Below are 17,325 nucleotides of genomic sequence, written 5' to 3'. Positions count from 1 at the left end.
GCAATAGACTGAGAGCACCCATGTGGCAGGGACTCCTGAAATAATGGCTGGATGAGGCCGTGTTTTGAGGTAGCACCGACTCAGGGATACGGCCTTTCCTGATATCAGTTTGATGTGTGTTTAGTTGTGGGCTCAGGCTTTGTAAAGGTGTTAACCGCAGCTAACAGTGCGATGTGCCAATATTCAGACGGGCGGGTGTGTTGGTGTCAATATTATGTCGATTTGTTTTTGGCGAAGAGGGTGGGGAAGGGCCATGGACACTCGACACTGGCGCGGCTCGAATCAGCTGAAACCCAAGTAGGGCATGGGCTGGCTGAATCATGTCGTCCCTGAAACTCCATAAAATCTCAGCATTCAGCTGTTAAAAAAGCCCGCCAGGGCATTTGCTTTGGCGGGATTTTTTACCCCAGAACCACCCGACGACTTACGTGGAGAGCCTGTCATGACAGCGCAAATGCGCAAATGCACTCCCGTCGCTTCAAGGGAACGCGACTACTGGCCGATAACCCGAACGGTCGTTGTCATTTTTATCTCTGGCGGCCGGCAATGGTCATCACGGGTTTTTGCGAAATTGCTTGATAGCCTATGGCCTCCCGCTATCATCTGCGCGCCAAAAAAGGCAACTCGCCCCGTGTCGTTTGCCTTTGGGTTGTTCTTCTTTAATTGCCTGGAAATCCTCGATGCTGTCGTATCACCAAAAAAGTTTTTTGATCGTCGATGATTTCTCGGATTTCCGCAGTTCCGTCAGGTCCATGCTGCGGGAGCTGGGCGTCAAGAACGTCGACACCGCCGATACCGGTGAACAGGCGCTGCGCATGTGCTCGCAGAAGTCCTACGACTTCATCCTGCAGGACTTCCACTTGGGCGATGGCAAGAAGAACGGTCAGCAGGTGCTCGAAGACCTGATGATCGAGAAGCTGATCAGCCATGAAAGTGTATTTGTCATGGTCACCGCCGAAACCAGTCAGGCCATGGTGCTCAGTGCACTGGAACACGAGCCTGATGCTTACTTGACCAAGCCGTTCAACCGTTCCGGCCTGGCCCAGCGTCTGGAGCGTCTGGAACAGCGCAAGACCTTGCTTAAACCGATCCTGCAAGCCCTTGACCGGGGTAAACCGGTTGAAGTGCTCAATGCCTGCATCGCCCTGTGCAAACAAGACATTCGCTACTCGCCGCTGTGCCTGCGTTACCGTGCCGATGCGTTGCGCGACTTGAACCAGAATGAGGCGCTGGAGCGTCTGTACGACAGCATCATTGCTGATCGACCTTTGCCTTGGGCATTTGCCGGGTTGGGCCAGTTGCTGTTCAAACGCGGCCAGGTCAGCCAGGCCAAAGGCATTTATGAGAAAGCCCTGAAAGTCTTCCCGATGATGCCGGCCCTCTACGACGGCATGGCCGATGTGCTGGTCGCCGAAGGCGACACCAAGGGCGCGCAGAGAGTCTTGGAAGAGGCTATTCGCCTATCGCCGCTGGCGGTGCGCCGGCAGGCGTTGCTGGGCAAACTGGCGATGGCCAACGAGGATTTCGATACTGCCTCCAAAGCCTATCGCCAGGCCGTGACCCAAGGGGCTCAATCACGTTTCAAGGATGCGGAAAGCAACCTCGGCCTGGCCCATGCCTTGATCAGCAAAGGCAGTGAGAAGGGCCTGGACACCCGAACCCGTCTCGAAATCAACACGACGCTGAGTGCGGTGGCGAAGGAAAATCCTTCTGACCCCGGCTTGCAGATTCGTGCGCGTCTGATGAAAGCAACCAGCCTGTTGCTCAACGATGCCGAAACGGCCGAGAAGCTCACCGAGCAAGCGATGATGCGCCTCGATGGCATGGAGCAGTTCATGAGCGCCGAAGCGGCGTTGCTGGTGGCCAAGCAGCTGCAAATGCTCGGGCAGGCGGATGCCGGTGCTTCGATGCTGAAGAACTGTGCAGAAATCTACGGCGATGATCCAACGGTGATGAAAGGCATCGCCAAGCTGACCGACGACCCAACCATCCTCAACTCCGGCAACGCGGCCGCCGACCTCAACCGTCAGGGCGTGCGGGTGTACAAGACTGGCAATCTGGTGGAAGCGCGGGATGTATTTCGCAAAGCCCTGGCCCTGCAACCGAAGAACATCAGTATTGCCCTGAACATGGCGCAGTCGCTGCTGCACGGCACTGACACCAGCGTGCCGTCGGCCGAACTGGAAGAATGCCGCGCCTGCCTGAAAACCGTCGGCCTGATGCCCGATTCCGACGCGCGCTATCCGCGCTACCAGAAACTGAAAATCAAGGCGTTCGGCGAATGATCGACAGTAAACCGTCACTCGACTTTTCCACGGTGATTGCCTCCACCGTGCATGACATGAAGAATTCTCTGGCCATGTTGATGCAGGCGCACAGCCAATGGCTGGCGCGTTTGCCTGATCCCGAACGGCACACCCCGGAACAGGGCGTGATCGACTTCGAATTCGCCCATCTCAATGACATGCTGGTGCAGTTGCTGGGCCTGTACAAACTCGGCGTCAACCAGATGCCGTTGCAGCCGGCCTACCATGAACTGGATGATTTCATTGAGGCGCAACTGGCGGCTCATCAACCCGTTTTCGCCAGCCGCGGCATCATTGCGACCTATGAAGTGGACCCGTTGAGCCCGCTGGGTTTCTTCGATCGGGAGCTGATTGCCTCGGTGCTTGCCAACAGCATCAACAATGCCATTCGTTACGCCCGTCATGCCTTGTTGATCAGCGTCAGCGATGAGGCCGGGCAACTGGTGCTGACCCTCAACGACGATGGCGAGGGTTACCCGCCCGAAATGATCGAACGTCAGGCCGATTACGTGCAGGGCATCAATCAGAGCAGTGGCAGTACTGGCCTGGGCTTGTACTTTGCCGGGCGGATTGCCGCGTTGCATCAGCGCAATGGTGTGGGTGGGCGCACTGAAATCAGCAATGGCGGCCCATTGGGTGGCGGTGTGTTCAGCCTTTACCTTCCCTGAATACCTTTTTGTTTGACGCTGCTTGAAATTCCGAACAGTCGGAGCCTATTTTGTACGGGTCGCCGTTCGCGGCTCGTACAACAACAAGGATTGCGTCATGACAACCGATGGCCATCGTTCACTCGCGCAGCGATTGACGGGCATTGATGAGATTGAATGTGTCACGCCGGACCTGAACGGCGTACCACGCGGCAAGGTGATGACCGCCGAAGGATTTCTGGAAGGGCGGCGTTTGCAGATGGCGCGGGGAGTGCTGCTGCAATGCATCATGGGCGGTTATCCGCCGGCGCGCTTTTATGGCAGCGATGATGGCGACCTGGCGCTGGTGCCTGATCCCACGCAGATCCACCGCTTGCCCTGGAGCTCGCAGCCTCGAGCGCTGGCCATTTGTGATGCGCACGAGCTGACAGGCGAGAGCTCGCCATTGTCGACCCGTGGCCAACTCAAGGCCGTGATCGCTCGATATGCCGCTCTCGGTCTGGCGCCGGTGGTGGCGACGGAGCTGGAGTTCTTCGTCTTCGCGCCCAACCCTGACCCGACGCAACCCTTCCAGCCACCACTGGGCCTGGACGGCCGGCGCGAGGACGGTCATTCGGCGTTCAGCATCAGCTCCAATAACGGCTTGCGACCGTTCTTTAGTGAAGTCTACGAAGGCATGGCGGCGCTGGGCTTGCCGCGCGATACCTTCATGCACGAGATGGGCGTCAGCCAGTTCGAGATCAACCTGCTGCACGGCGATCCGCTTCTGCTGGCCGACCAGACCTTGTTGTTCAAGCATCTGCTCAAAGAAGTGGCGCTCAAGCATGGCCTGACCGTGGTTTGCATGGCCAAACCGTTGGCTCACACGCCGGGCAGTTCGATGCATATTCACCAGAGCATCGTCGAGATCGGCTCCGGGCGTAACGTGTTCAGCGACAAGGCCGGCGAGCCGACGGCGACCTTCCGTCATTTCATCGGCGGTCAGCAGGCTGGCCTGGCGGATTTCACCGCGCTGTTCGCGCCGAACGTGAACTCCTATCAGCGCCTGTGCCATCCTTACGCATCGCCGAATAATGCCTGCTGGTCCCACGACAATCGCGCGGCCGGGCTGCGCATTCCGGCCAGTTCTTCGGTCGCTCGTCGGGTCGAAAACCGCTTGCCGGGGGCCGATGCCAATCCGTATCTGGCGATCGCCGCGAGCCTGGCCGCGGGGTTGTATGGCATCGAAAACCAGCTGGAGCCGAGCGAGCCGATCCAGGGTGAGTTCGTTGTGCCGGATAATCTTTCGTTGCCGTGTACCTTGCATGCGGCTCTCGAACGTCTGAAACGTAGCCAATTGGCCAAGGAACTGTTCGGCAAGGAGTTCATCGAAGGCTACATCGCTTCGAAGACCATGGAGTTGACCAGCTTCTTCGATGAAATTACTCCCTGGGAACGGCGTGTGCTGGCAGCCCAGGCCTGACGACCTGTCGCCATCGGGCTATCGTTTGTCGATAGCCCGATACTCATTGCAAGGAGCCGCCCGGAACGCCGATGCGCCAAATCCTGAAATCCTTTCGAGGGCTTTATTTCGCCTCGCTGATGATGTTGATCGGCTCGGGCCTGTTGAGTACTTACCTGGCACTGCGCCTGGCGGCCGATAAAGTCGACAGCCTGTGGGTGGGTGCATTGATGGCCGCCAACTATTTTGGCCTGGTGCTGGGTGGCAAGATCGGCCACCGGTTGATTGCCCGGGTCGGGCATATTCGAGCCTATTCAGCCTGCGCCGGGATTGTCGGCGCGGCGGTGCTGGGCCATGGCCTGGTGGATTGGTTGCCCGCGTGGCTATTCCTGCGGGTGATCGTCGGCCTGGGCATGATGTGCCAGTACATGGTGATCGAAAGCTGGCTCAATGAGCAGGCGGAAGCGAATAAGCGTGGGGTGGTGTTCAGCGGCTACATGATCGCTTCGTATCTGGGGCTGGTGTTGGGCCAGCTGATTCTGGTCATGCACCCCGGCCTGGGCCTGGAACTGCTGATGCTGGTCGCGCTGTGTTTCGCCCTCTGCCTGGTGCCAGTGGCCCTGACGCGGCGGATTCACCCGGCGCCTTTGCACCCGGCGCCGATGGAGCCGCGGTTCTTCATCAAGCGCGTGCCGCAGTCACTGAGTACGGTGTTGGGGTCGGGGTTGATCGTCGGTTCATTCTACGGTCTGGCGCCGCTGTATGCCTCGCAGCAAGGGTTGTCGACCGAACAGGTCGGTCTGTTCATGGGGAGCTGCATTTTTGCAGGCCTGGTGGTGCAGTGGCCGCTGGGTTGGCTGTCGGACCGCTATGACCGGGCGCTGTTGATCCGCAGTTTTGCATTTTGCCTGGCACTGGCGGCGTTGCCGCTGGCGATTATGCCGAAGGTACAGCTGGAAGTACTGTTCGTCGCCGGGTTCCTCTGTTCATTGGTGCAGTTCTGCCTGTATCCATTGGCGGTGGCGTTTTCCAATGACCACGTGGAGGGTGATCGCCGGGTGTCGCTGACGGCGATGCTGCTGGTGACCTACGGTGTCGGCGCGAGTATCGGGCCGCTGGTGGCCGGGGTGTTGATGAAGCTGTTCGGCAGTCAGATGCTCTATGCCTTTTTCAGCTTCTTCGCCTTGGTGCTGGTGTGGCGAATTCGTCCGAAAGCGGTCACCAATCTGCATCAGGTGGACGATGCCCCGCTGCATCACGTGGCCATGCCGGACAGTATGGCAAGTTCACCACTGGTCGCTTGCCTTGACCCGCGTGTCGATGAGCAGGTGGTGCATGACCAGATGCAGAACCCGGTCAATCCAGAGGCTGATTTCAGCCCGGATGCCGAGGCCGAATCAGAAGCTGAAACAGATTCGGAATCAGCAGATCCTGACACGGGCCGCGAGCAAAGCTTTACCGAAGCGCGGCCTTGATCGAGGCATAAAAAAACGGGCAGTCACCGCAAGGGACTGCCCGTTTTTTTATGGGAGCGACGTATCAGAAGTCGTCTTTATCGAAGCGCCGCGCTTCGCGCTGAAGCTGATAGACGAACCGTTCGACCTGCCGTTGCACCAGACCGCTCATGTTATGAAAGCGAACGCCGGCAAAGGTGATTTTGATCTTTTCTTCGAAGTGCAGGTAACGCAGCTCCACCGGTGCCGTCATGTTGCCGAAGGGCAGGGCGGCAACGAAGCGGTCATAGACCTGGCCCAGTTGTAGCTTGGCGGTGATGTCGCCCTCGAAGCGCAACTTGCAGCCGGTGGCGGAGATGTCCAGTAGTTTGCCGCTGATGGGCGACTTGAGTTTGTCGCCCCCTAGGTCGACATTGACCAATTGCGCCAGCTTCAACGCGGCGCGAAAAGCATTGCGGCGCTGGTGGTAAACCACTTCATCGGGCAGCGCGCCACGGTAGCAGCGGCCATCGCCGGATTCGTCGATGGTCAGCGGGCCATTGCTTTCCCAGGCGATGCGTACACCGTCGTGAAAGCCTTCGACCTTGAACGGTTCGCCAGCCAGCAGATAGCGTTCACCGTCGCGAGGGATCATTTCGTCCAGGGCGATCATGTTACTGTCGCGATCGATGTCCACCAGATAACTCTGGAAGCGCTGGTTGCGCTCGTGGAACGTGATGATCAGCGGGTCATGGCTGTCTTGCAGCTGGCGCAGGTTGCCGGAGATTTCCAGGGGCGTGGTGAGCACCTTGGGTGGCTGCGGAGCATCTTCCGCGTTTAAGGCATTGGACACGGGGCATCAATCTCCAGGCAAATATGACTACTGGCCGGCATTTTGCCAGCATGTTTCGCGTCTTGATAGAGTGTGTGCATTGAAAGGCTCAAGCCTGGCTGAGCGGACGCGGTTTTGCGAGTTTGGAGGTTGAACCGCGGGCATCGTAGAGCGCTGGTGGCTCGCCACCGGTGAGGATTTTCAGCTGATTGGCCGTGGCGGCCTGCTGCACCAGAATCGACTGGCCATTATTGATATTGACGGCCTGGCATTGGGCCAGAAGGTCGGTCAGCACGTCGCTCTGTGCCAGCAACTGTTCGCCAATGCTTGAATGGCTGGCCAATTGTTCCAGGCCCTGGCGATGGGTCGGCAGGTTGAGACTGACGAGGATCTCACTGCGCTTGCGGCCATGTTGCTCGAGCAAAATGATCAATGCCTGTTTCTGCGCCAGAATCTCTTCAAGCAGTGGCATGTCGCGACCGTGCAAGGCGAGGGACTCGGTTTGCAGCAATTGCAGCAAGTGTTGTGCCGGGGCAAAGTCGTCGATGATCAGTTGCAGTAAATGAGTGTCGTGCATGGCTGGCCTTGGGTTTTAAGCGTCCAAAAGCCTGGCGCGGGCCGTGGCCTAGCGCTGGGCTTCGAAGTTGAGCAGTTTGCTGGCTACACGGTTGCTGTCGACTTTATAGCTGCCATCGGCAATCGCTGCTTTCAACTCGGCCACGCGGGCATTGTCGACGGCAGGTTGATCGCGCAGCTTGTCAGTGACCTTCTGCAACTGTTGAGCCTCATTGCTGAGGTGTACCGATTCCCCGCTTTTGGTGGTACTGGCCTGTTCGGCCGGGGTATTCAGCGGCATGGATTGGCCGGCTTCGACGGTTTCCTTCGCAGCGCTGGTACGTGTACCGCCCGTTAGTGACGAGGAGCTGTTTAAACGACTGAAATCGATGACCATGACAAAAAACCTCTGGGTATTTGGACGCTTGCCATGTTTTCGGCTATTTCCCGGAAAACTTTAGGCCCATTTATCAATGAGCGTGCGTGCACCCGCGCGTCCTGCCTGCGGCACAGTTTAGGGGACGGCCGAGTGGCGCGCCATATCTTCCAGAACAGAGTGTTTTACATGGCCACTCACATAAAAACTTCTACCTGGCCCGGCGCGGTGACTTGTGCCTTGATGACTCGCTGGGAGTTAAGGTTTTTCACGCGAATCTGTTCGCTGATGCCGCCATTGGACAGTGCCTCGCCCGGCATACGCACGCTGAGCGTACCACTGCGGGCGGTAATCACCACCTGATCGCCCTTGCGAATCACTTCCGCCTGTTCGAGATGCACCAGGGTAATGATCTGATCGGCGACCATTGGTCGGGTAAGTTTTTGTCCGATCGCCTGATCGACAGAGGTCAGAAAACCCTGATTGATCAGGCTGATATCACGCTCGCGCAGGGTCACGTCCTGAGGCTCGATAATCCCTGTGCGCTTGAGGGGGCGGGTGGTCGTCACGATGTCGCGAAACAGCCGTACTTGAGCGGGTACGAAAACGGTCCAGGGGGAAGCGCCGTCGCAGCGAACCTTGACCGTGACCCGGCCCAGAGGCCTCGCCGGGCTTTCAAGGGTGGCTGTCAATTCCTTGTCGCACATGGGCATACGCAAGCGCGGATCGAGCTGGTTGACCTCGATCTCGTAGCGTCCTTGCGTTTGACTGGTGGCCAGATAGTCTTCTACGGTGAATTCAAGAAAGCCCTGAGTGACGCCGATAAGCATGTCAGGCAAGGTAACCGCGTCAGCAAGGGCAGGGCTGCCAGCGTTGAACAGGCAAACGGCCGGCATCACGCAGAGCAATCTGCGGCAGGTGGATGTCAGGCGTCGAAAAAATGTCGGTTCTGTGTTCATAAGAGTTAAAAAGCAAGCGCCGTGCCGTTTAGTGATGAATGTGCGTCGCAACACACTTAGCGTTGGTTGTAGGAGTCTGGCATGGCTGGTGTAATGGATTCGGTGAACCAGCGCACGCAACTGGTAGGGCAGAATCGCCTTGAGCTGTTGTTGTTCCGTCTTGACGGCCAGCAGCTGTATGGGATCAACGTATTCAAGGTTCGTGAGGTGCTGCAATGCCCCAAGCTGACCCTGATGCCCAAGTCCAGTCCTGTCGTGTGCGGTGTGGCAAATATTCGGGGGGCGACCATTCCGATTCTGGATCTGGCGATGGCGACCGGTTCCGGTGCGTTGAAAGATCAGAGCAATCCCTTCGTGATCATCACGGAGTACAACACCAAGACCCAGGGTTTCCTGGTTCGGTCGGTGGAGCGCATCGTCAACATGAACTGGGAGGAGATTCATCCGCCACCCAAGGGCACCGGGCGCGATCACTACCTGACGGCGGTGACTCGGGTCGACAACCAGTTAGTCGAAATCATCGACGTCGAGAAGGTGCTGGCGGAAGTGGCACCGACACCGGAAGCGATTTCGGTGGGCGTGGTGGATGTCGAGACTCAGCACAAGGCGTTGTCCTTGCGCGTACTGACGGTCGATGACTCATCGGTGGCGCGCAAACAGGTGAGCCGTTGCCTGCAAACGATCGGCGTCGAAGTGGTGGCGTTGAACGATGGTCGGCAAGCGCTGGATTACTTGCGCAAGCTGGCCGATGAGGGCAAGAAGCCGGAAGACGAGTTCCTGATGATGATTTCCGACATCGAGATGCCGGAAATGGACGGGTACACCCTGACAGCCGAGATCCGCGCCGACCCGCGCATGCAGAAGCTTCATATCATCCTGCACACTTCGTTGTCGGGTGTGTTCAATCAGGCGATGGTCAAGAAAGTCGGTGCCGATGACTTCCTGGCCAAGTTCCGTCCTGATGACTTGGCATCCCGGGTGGTCGACCGGATCAAAGCAGCAGATATCAGCTAGGGGCGCTTTGCCCCTGGCGGTCAACATGATTTAAGAGGCCGCATCATTGTCTACGGGTAATTTGGATTTCGAACAGTTCCGGGTCTTCCTGGAAAAAGCCTGTGGCATTTTGCTTGGTGAAAACAAGCAATACCTGGTCTCGAGCCGTCTCAACAAACTGATGGAACAGCAGGGCATCAAATCGCTGAGTGAGCTGGTTCAGCGCATCCAGACCCAGCCGCGCAGCGGTTTGCGCGAGATGGTGGTGGATGCCATGACCACCAACGAAACCCTGTGGTTTCGTGACACGTATCCGTTTGAAGTCTTGAAGAACAAGGTATTGCCTGAAGCCATCAAGGCAAGCCCCGGCCAGCGCCTGCGGATATGGTCGGCCGCGTGTTCATCGGGCCAGGAACCGTATTCGTTGTCGATGTCCGTCGATGAGTTCGAGCGGGTCAACATGGGCCAGTTGAAGGCGGGGGTGCAGATCGTTGCCACCGACCTGTCCGGCACCATGCTGACCAACTGCAAGACTGGCGAGTACGACAGCCTGGCCATCGGCCGCGGCTTGTCGCCCGAGCGCCTTCAGCGTTACTTCGACCCGAAAGGGCCGGGGCGCTGGGCCATCAAGGCGCCGATCAAGAGTCGGGTGGAATTTCGCTCGTTCAACTTGCTGGACAGCTACGCGAGCCTGGGCAAGTTCGACATCGTGTTCTGCCGCAACGTGCTGATCTACTTCTCTGCCGAGGTGAAGAAAGACATCCTGTTGCGCATCCACAGCACGCTGAAGCCAGGCGGTTATCTGTTCCTTGGCGCATCCGAAGCGCTGAACGGTTTGCCGGATCATTACCAAATGGTCCAGTGCAGCCCGGGGATCATTTACAAGGCGAAGTGATTCGTTGGTGGCATAAAAAAACGGGAGTCCTCATGGGGCTCCCGTTTTTTTGTGTCTGATCCTCATAGACGCCGCATCACCTGTAGGAGCGAGGCTTGCCCGCGAAAGCGGTGTGTCAGACAACATCATCATTGACTGATACACCGCTTTCGCGGGCAAGCCTCGCTCCTACAGATGATTGGGTATTGCCTGTGAGAAAGCGGCAGAAAAGCGGCAGGTGGCGGAAATCGGTTGCCGCTTTTCTGGCATTGCCGTCTCGCCATTGCGGGCAAAGCCCCGGTTTACGGGCTTTTTTGAATTGGCACGCCGCTTGCTATGTCCATCGTACGAAAAATCAGGTCACCCGAAGGTTTCCCGACATGAGCATCAGCTTCGATAAAGCGCTCGGTATCCACGAACAAGCCCTGGGCTTTCGCGCTCAGCGCGCTGAAGTCCTGGCCAACAACATCGCCAACGCCGACACCCCGAACTACAAGGCTCGGGATCTGGACTTCTCGAAAGTGCTCGCCGAGCAGAACGAGAAAACCAAAAACGGCAACTTCGCCTTGAACATGACCAACAGCCGTCACATCGAAGCTGAAGGCTTGGGCAACGGCGATGAGTCGCTGATGTATCGCACGCCGATGCAGCCCTCGATCGACCAGAACACCGTGGACGCCCAGCTGGAACAATCGAACTACGCGGAAAACGCGGTTAACTTCCAGGCCAGCTTCACCCTGCTCAACAGTAAATTCAAAGGGCTGGTGTCAGCCCTGCGCGGAGAGTAATCCATGTCCCTATCCAGTGTTTTCAACATTGCCGGTAGCGGCATGAGTGCCCAGACCACTCGCTTGAACACCGTGGCCTCGAACATCGCCAACGCCGAGACCGTCTCGTCGAGCATCGACCAGACTTACCGTGCCCGTCACCCGGTGTTCGCCACCATGTTCCAGGGTGGCCAAAGCGGCGGCAGCGATTCGCTGTTCCAGAACCAGGACGCGGCCGGTCAAGGCGTGCAAGTACTGGGCGTGGTCGAAGACCAGAGCAACCTTGAAGCGCGCTACGAGCCGAACCATCCGGCCGCCGATGCCAAGGGCTACGTCTATTACCCGAACGTCAATGTCGTCGAAGAAATGGCCGACATGATTTCCGCGAGCCGTTCGTTCCAGACCAACGCCGAAATGATGAACACCGCCAAAACCATGATGCAGAAGGTCCTGACCCTCGGTCAGTGATAAGGGGCGATTCACATGAGCGTTATCAGCGATGTTCTGGCCAACTCTTCGGTCACGACCACGACCAACAAGGACAGCCTGACCTCTGCCGCTACCGGCGGGCAAGAACTGGGCAAAGACGCGTTCCTGCAACTGCTGGTCACCCAGCTGAAAAACCAGAACCCGCTCGATCCTCAGGACAACAGCGAATTCGTGGCACAGCTGGCGCAGTTCAGTAGCCTGGAAGGCATTACCACGCTGAACGACACGGTTACCGGCCTTGCCAGCAGCTATAACTCGTCGCAAGCCTTGCAGGCTTCTTCGCTGGTGGGCCGTTCGGTCATCGCGCAGACCGACAAAACGGTGGTTGATACCTCCAAGAGCCTCAACGGTACCGTCGTGATGCCGACATCGGTTGCTGCTGCCACCGTCAAGATCAGCAACTCGGAAGGCAAAACCATCCGCACCCTCGACCTGGGCAGTCAAAGTGCCGGCAACGCCAGTTTCATCTGGGACGGCAAGGACGAGGCGGGCGCGGTGGCACCGGCGGGTACTTACACCTTCGGCGCGACGACCAGCATCGACGGCACGAACACCTCACTGATTACTTACCTGCCGGCAACGGTCAACAGCGTGACCATCAGCCAGACCGGCGGTGAGTTGATGCTGAACCTGGCAGGCATGGGCAGCGTTGCCCTGTCCCAAGTTCAAACCATTGGTCTATAGAGCCGACTAGCACGGCACAAAGGAGTGGAATATGTCTTTCAATATCGGCCTTAGCGGTCTCTATGCAGCCAACAAACAACTGGACGTGACCGGCAACAACATCGCCAACGTCGCGACCACCGGTTTCAAATCCTCCCGTGCAGAATTCGAAGACGTGTACTCGGCCACTCGCCTGGGTACCGGCAGCAAGACCGTCGGTAACGGCGTGCGTCTGGCCAACGTTTCCCAGCAGTTCAGTCAGGGCGACGTGAACAATACTGGCAACGTGTTGGACATGGGCATCCAGGGCAACGGCTTCTTCATCCTCAGCGACAATGGTTCCCTGAGCTACACCCGTGCCGGTGCGTTCAAGACCGACGCTGAAAACTATGTGGTGGATAACAACGGCAACCGTCTACAGGGTTTTGGCGCTGATGCCAACGGCAAGATCATCAACGGTGTGTTGACTGACTTGAAGATTAATACGTCGGCCCTCAAGCCGAACCCGACGACCAAGGTTGATCAGACGATGAACCTGAATTCGGCGGAAACAACGCCGACCGTGGCCACGTTCAGCCCGACCGATACCAACAGCTATAACAAGACCATTTCCACCAAGGTCTACGATAGCCAGGGTAACGAGCACACCATGGATCAGTACTACGTGAAAACGGGAACCAATGCCTGGCGTATACACACTTACATGGACGGTCGTTCCCCGGCCAACCCGGCCAACAACACCCTGACTCCGGCTGTGGCGGATATCACCTTCAACTCTGACGGCAGTATCAACACGCTGGCCGCCGTTTCCGGTTGGACCATAAGTGGCAAAACCTTGACCATGAGTAACTGGGTTCCAGGTGCTGTGACCAACGCTGCAACGACTCCTGTGACTTGGGGCCCGAACGGTTCCGTCGCGGCCACGGGTGGTATCGCGTTCAACATGGCGCTGACTAGCTCTTACAACTCGCCAACCGCCCGTACCGCCCAGTACCAGGACGGCTACGCCACCGGCCAGATCTCCAGCCTGACCATCGACGCCAGCGGCGTCATGACCGCCAACTTCAGCAACCAGCAAACCAAGGCCATCGGCCAGGTGGCGGTGGCCAGCTTCGCCAACGAGCAAGGCCTGCAGCCAATTGGCGGCACACGCTGGAAAGAAACCTTCGCTTCCGGCGTGGCCGGTGTCGATGCGCCGAAAACCGGTACCCTGGGCGCGGTCGTGTCCAACTCGCTGGAAGAGTCCAACGTAAACCTGACCAACGAACTGGTTGACCTGATCAAGGCGCAGAGCAACTACCAGGCAAACGCCAAGACTATCTCCACCCAGAGCACCATCATGCAGACCATCATTCAGATGACCTGATGCTGGTTAGCCGATAGCGCTTCACCAAGAACCCCTCGCAAGAGGGGTTTTTTATGGGTGGGAGATCAAGATCTTAGAGCAGGCAAAAGAAAACCCCCGACAAGCCAGAGGCCTGTCGGGGGTTTCAGGTAAGCGCCTCGCGGCGCTCATCCATTCAGCTTATTGGCAAGCTTCGCAATCCGGCTCGTCGATGGCGCAAGCCTTCGGCACTGGGGCAGGGCCGGCAGGAGCCGCCAGAACCGAATCGTCACCGTGGTTGCCGCCGCTGGAAACAGCGTTCAGCTTACCGGTGTTGATGGTCGACTTCTCGGTGCTGGTCGCGGCCAGGGCACGGAGGTAGTAAGTGGTTTTCAGACCACGGTACCAAGCCATGCGGTAGGTCACGTCCAGCTTCTTGCCCGAAGCACCGGCGATGTACAGGTTCAGCGATTGAGCCTGGTCGATCCACTTCTGACGACGGCTTGCCGCGTCAACGATCCACTTGGTGTCCACTTCGAACGCAGTTGCGTAGAGCTCTTTGAGTTCTTGCGGGATACGCTCGATCTGCTGTACCGAACCGTCGTAGTACTTCAGGTCGTTGATCATGACCGAGTCCCACAGGCCGCGAGCCTTCAGGTCGCGAACCAGGTACGGGTTGATCACGGTGAATTCGCCCGACAGGTTCGATTTCACGTAGAGGTTCTGGTAAGTCGGTTCGATCGACTGCGACACGCCAGTGATGTTGGCGATGGTCGCGGTCGGTGCGATGGCCATGATGTTGGAGTTACGAATGCCTTTCTGCACACGGGCACGAACCGGTGCCCAGTCCAGGGATTCGTTCAGGTCAACGTCGATGTACTTCTGGCCACGCTGCTCGATCAGAATCTGTTGCGAATCCAGCGGCAGGATGCCTTTGGACCACAGCGAACCCTGGAACGTCTCGTAAGCACCGCGCTCGTCAGCCAGGTCGCAGGACGCCTGGATCGCGTAGTAGCTGACCGCTTCCATCGACTTGTCGGCGAACTCGACGGCAGCGTCGGAACCGTAAGGAATGTGCTGCAGGTACAAAGCGTCCTGGAAGCCCATGATGCCCAGACCGACCGGACGGTGCCTGAAGTTGGAGTTCTTCGCTTGCGGCACCGAGTAGTAGTTGATGTCGATTACGTTATCGAGCATGCGCACGGCGGTGTTCACGGTGCGTTCCAGCTTGGCGGTGTCCAGCTTGCCGTCGACGATGTGGTTCGGCAGGTTGATCGAGCCCAGGTTGCAAACGGCGATCTCGTCCTTGTTGGTGTTCAAGGTGATCTCGGTGCACAGGTTCGAGCTGTGAACCACGCCCACGTGCTGCTGCGGGCTGCGCAGGTTGCACGGGTCTTTGAAGGTCAGCCATGGGTGGCCGGTTTCAAACAGCATGGACAGCATTTTGCGCCACAGGTCTTTGGCCTGAATGGTCTTGAACAGCTTGATCTTGCCTGGGTACTGGGACAGGGCTTCGTAGTACTCGTAACGCTCTTCGAAGGCCTTGCCGGTCAGGTCGTGCAGATCCGGCACTTCGGATGGCGAGAACAGGGTCCACGGGCCGTCATCGAAGACGCGCTTCATGAACAGGTCAGGGATCCAGTTGGCGGTGTTCATGTCGTGGGTACGACGGCGATCATCACCGGTGTTCTTACGGAGTTCGATGAACTCCTCGATGTCCATGTGCCAGGTTTCCAGGTAAGCACACACAGCGCCTTTGCGCTTGCCACCCTGGTTAACGGCGACGGCGGTGTCGTTCACGACTTTCAGGAACGGTACAACGCCCTGGGATTTGCCGTTGGTGCCCTTGATGTACGAGCCCAGCGCGCGAACCGGCGTCCAGTCGTTGCCCAGGCCGCCCGCGAATTTCGACAACATGGCGTTGTCGTGGATCGCGTGGTAGATGCCCGACAGGTCATCCGGCACGGTGGTCAGGTAGCAGCTCGACAGCTGTGGACGCAAAGTACCGGCGTTGAACAGGGTCGGGGTCGACGACATGTAGTCGAAGGACGACAGCAGGTTGTAGAACTCGATCGCACGGTCTTCTTTGTTCTTCTCTTCGATTGCCAGGCCCATGGCCACGCGCATGAAGAAAATCTGTGGCAGTTCGAAGCGGATACCGTCCTTGTGGATGAAGTAACGGTCGTACAGGGTTTGCAGGCCCAGGTACGTGAACTGCTGATCGCGCTCGTGGTTGATCGCCTTGCCGAGTTTTTCCAGGTCGAAGGACGCCAGAACCGGGTTCAGCAATTCGAATTCGATACCTTTGGCGATGTATGCAGGCAGCGCCTTGGCGTACAGGTCGACCATTTCGTGGTGGGTCGCGCTCTCGGCGACGCCCAGGAAGTTCAGGCCTTCGGCACGCAGGGTATCCATCAGCAGGCGAGCGGTCACGAACGAGTAGTTCGGCTCACGCTCAACCAGGGTACGGGCAGTCATCACCAGGGCGGTGTTGACGTCGGACAGGGCCACGCCGTCGTACAGGTTCTTCAGGGTTTCGCGCTGGATCAGATCGCCATCGACTTCTTCCAGGCCTTCGCACGCTTCGGTGACGATGGTGTTCAGGCGACCCATGTCCAGAGGTGCCAGGCTGCCATCGGCGCGGGTGATGCGGATCGATGGGTGAGCGTTGACCGCTTCTTCGGCCGGTTTGTGTGCTGCGCGTTCCTTGGAACGGCCGTCACGGTAGATCACATAGTCGCGCGCCACTTTCTGCTCGCCGGCACGCATCAGGGCCAGTTCGACCTGGTCCTGGATTTCTTCGATGTGGATGGTGCCGCCCGATGGCATGCGACGCTTGAAGGTCGCGGTGACCTGTTCGGTCAGGCGGGCAACGGTGTCGTGGATGCGCGACGAAGCGGCAGCGGTGCCGCCTTCAACTGCAAGAAACGCTTTGGTGATGGCGACGGTGATCTTGTCATCGGTGTAAGGAACGACAGTCCCGTTACGCTTGATCACGCGCAGTTGGCCAGGCGCGGTAGCGGACAGATCCGAAGTCGAATCGGCGGCCTGCGGCAAGGTGCCCTGCGGGTTCTCGCGAGTTGTATCGGTTTGCATGGGGGGGTTGTCTCCACATTCTCTATGTTTGTTTGGGCACCATCACGGTGCCCACCGTTCTGTCCTGAAGCACTACAACCGACGGGCGTCGGGCATAACAACTTCGGGACAGTAGGAAAAAGGCTAATGAGGCCGTCCTTGCCGAAGTTTCGGTACGAGCCTGTGCTCGAAACCGCATTCCTTTCGAGGTGTCAGTAATGACTGCAACACCCGTACCGTTTTCACCACTTTGGGCCGAAATACAGTAGCCATCCGCACGCGCGGTTTGGTCTTCGAAAAATTCGTTTGGTTCAACCGGAAAGACACATGAAAAGCGCTTGAAATTGCTGTCCGGTTTGTGTTTGGTTTGCCGCGTAAAACCCTATATGTAGCGATTTTTCAACGCGCGGGCTACAAGATAATGCGTTTCGGGGGGTGAATGCAACGTACTGCCTGTGGATAAACCTGTGCGTAAATTGTGTGTGAAAGGGGGAGCCGGCGTGTAGGCCGCGATCTAGCTGGATTGAAGCTTTTTTCAGTGATTTTCCACGGGTGAAAACAGTCATTCGGATTTTTAAGGGCGCGAACCCT

At 58.0% G+C, this 17,325-nt stretch carries 15 protein-coding genes; 10 read left to right on the top strand and 5 right to left on the bottom strand.

Features of this window, described 5'->3' with window-relative positions:
- Positions 1-680 precede the first annotated feature (680 nt).
- From LOY56_RS19405 to LOY56_RS19390, 4 genes are all read left to right on the top strand, one after another.
- On the top strand, positions 681-2,285 hold the full coding sequence (locus LOY56_RS19405) for a tetratricopeptide repeat-containing response regulator (RefSeq protein WP_258616628.1): 1,605 nt from the start codon (positions 681-683) through the stop codon (positions 2,283-2,285).
- Positions 2,282-2,974: a sensor histidine kinase KdpD gene (locus LOY56_RS19400; protein ID WP_258616626.1), complete on the top strand. Its 693-nt coding sequence runs from the start codon at positions 2,282-2,284 to the stop codon at positions 2,972-2,974. The genes LOY56_RS19405 and LOY56_RS19400 overlap by 4 nt, the downstream gene beginning before the upstream one ends.
- Positions 2,975-3,173: 199 nt before the next feature.
- On the top strand, positions 3,174-4,415 hold the full coding sequence (locus LOY56_RS19395; protein ID WP_258622770.1) for a glutamine synthetase family protein: 1,242 nt from the start codon (positions 3,174-3,176) through the stop codon (positions 4,413-4,415).
- 71 nt (positions 4,416-4,486) lie between these two features.
- Entirely contained in the window at positions 4,487-5,869 is a 1,383-nt protein-coding gene (locus LOY56_RS19390) for an MFS transporter (protein ID WP_258616625.1), read from the top strand.
- A 64-nt stretch (positions 5,870-5,933) separates the two neighbouring features.
- Here LOY56_RS19390 and LOY56_RS19385 read toward each other — a convergent pair whose 3' ends face one another.
- The 4 genes from LOY56_RS19385 to flgA form a co-directional block, all read right to left on the bottom strand.
- A complete protein-coding gene (locus LOY56_RS19385; protein WP_258616623.1) occupies positions 5,934-6,680 on the bottom strand; it encodes a flagellar brake protein in 747 nt (248 codons plus the stop codon).
- Between the two features lie 88 nt (positions 6,681-6,768).
- The gene (locus tag LOY56_RS19380; protein ID WP_258616622.1) at positions 6,769-7,236 is read right to left on the bottom strand and encodes a flagella synthesis protein FlgN; all 468 of its coding nucleotides are present in this window, start codon (positions 7,234-7,236) and stop codon (positions 6,769-6,771) included.
- Between the two features lie 48 nt (positions 7,237-7,284).
- Positions 7,285-7,611, bottom strand: a complete 327-nt coding sequence (gene flgM, locus LOY56_RS19375; RefSeq protein WP_258616621.1) for a flagellar biosynthesis anti-sigma factor FlgM — start codon at positions 7,609-7,611, stop codon at positions 7,285-7,287.
- Between the two features lie 176 nt (positions 7,612-7,787).
- Complete coding sequence (flgA, locus tag LOY56_RS19370; protein ID WP_258616620.1) at positions 7,788-8,549, bottom strand: flagellar basal body P-ring formation chaperone FlgA; 762 nt, start codon at positions 8,547-8,549, stop codon at positions 7,788-7,790.
- Positions 8,550-8,630: 81 nt separating this feature from the next.
- On the opposite strand from flgA, the gene LOY56_RS19365 reads away from it, so the two are divergent.
- The 6 genes from LOY56_RS19365 to flgE all read left to right on the top strand — a co-directional run bounded on the left by LOY56_RS19365 (position 8,631) and on the right by flgE (position 13,701).
- Positions 8,631-9,563, top strand: coding sequence for a chemotaxis protein CheV (locus LOY56_RS19365; RefSeq protein ID WP_258616619.1), 933 nt, complete (start codon positions 8,631-8,633; stop codon positions 9,561-9,563).
- A gap of 46 nt (positions 9,564-9,609) precedes the next feature.
- Entirely contained in the window at positions 9,610-10,437 is an 828-nt protein-coding gene (gene cheR / locus LOY56_RS19360; RefSeq protein WP_258616618.1) for a protein-glutamate O-methyltransferase CheR, read from the top strand.
- Between the two features lie 359 nt (positions 10,438-10,796).
- On the top strand, positions 10,797-11,204 hold the full coding sequence (gene flgB, locus LOY56_RS19355) for a flagellar basal body rod protein FlgB (protein WP_258616617.1): 408 nt from the start codon (positions 10,797-10,799) through the stop codon (positions 11,202-11,204).
- 3 nt (positions 11,205-11,207) lie between these two features.
- On the top strand, positions 11,208-11,651 hold the full coding sequence (gene flgC / locus LOY56_RS19350; RefSeq protein WP_007937507.1) for a flagellar basal body rod protein FlgC: 444 nt from the start codon (positions 11,208-11,210) through the stop codon (positions 11,649-11,651).
- 15 nt (positions 11,652-11,666) lie between these two features.
- A complete protein-coding gene (flgD, locus tag LOY56_RS19345; RefSeq protein ID WP_258616615.1) occupies positions 11,667-12,356 on the top strand; it encodes a flagellar hook assembly protein FlgD in 690 nt (229 codons plus the stop codon).
- Between the two features lie 31 nt (positions 12,357-12,387).
- Entirely contained in the window at positions 12,388-13,701 is a 1,314-nt protein-coding gene (gene flgE, locus LOY56_RS19340) for a flagellar hook protein FlgE (RefSeq protein ID WP_258616614.1), read from the top strand.
- 159 nt (positions 13,702-13,860) lie between these two features.
- Here flgE and LOY56_RS19335 read toward each other — a convergent pair whose 3' ends face one another.
- Positions 13,861-16,755 carry a ribonucleoside-diphosphate reductase subunit alpha gene (locus LOY56_RS19335; RefSeq protein ID WP_258616613.1) on the bottom strand — a complete coding sequence of 965 codons (2,895 nt, stop codon included), beginning with the start codon at positions 16,753-16,755 and terminating at the stop codon, positions 13,861-13,863.
- Between the last annotated feature and the right edge of the window lie 570 nt (positions 16,756-17,325).

Origin of the sequence: Pseudomonas sp. B21-048 (assembly GCF_024748615.1) — a bacterium.
GTDB lineage: Bacteria > Pseudomonadota > Gammaproteobacteria > Pseudomonadales > Pseudomonadaceae > Aquipseudomonas.
This window is presented reverse-complemented; position numbering and strand designations above follow the sequence as displayed.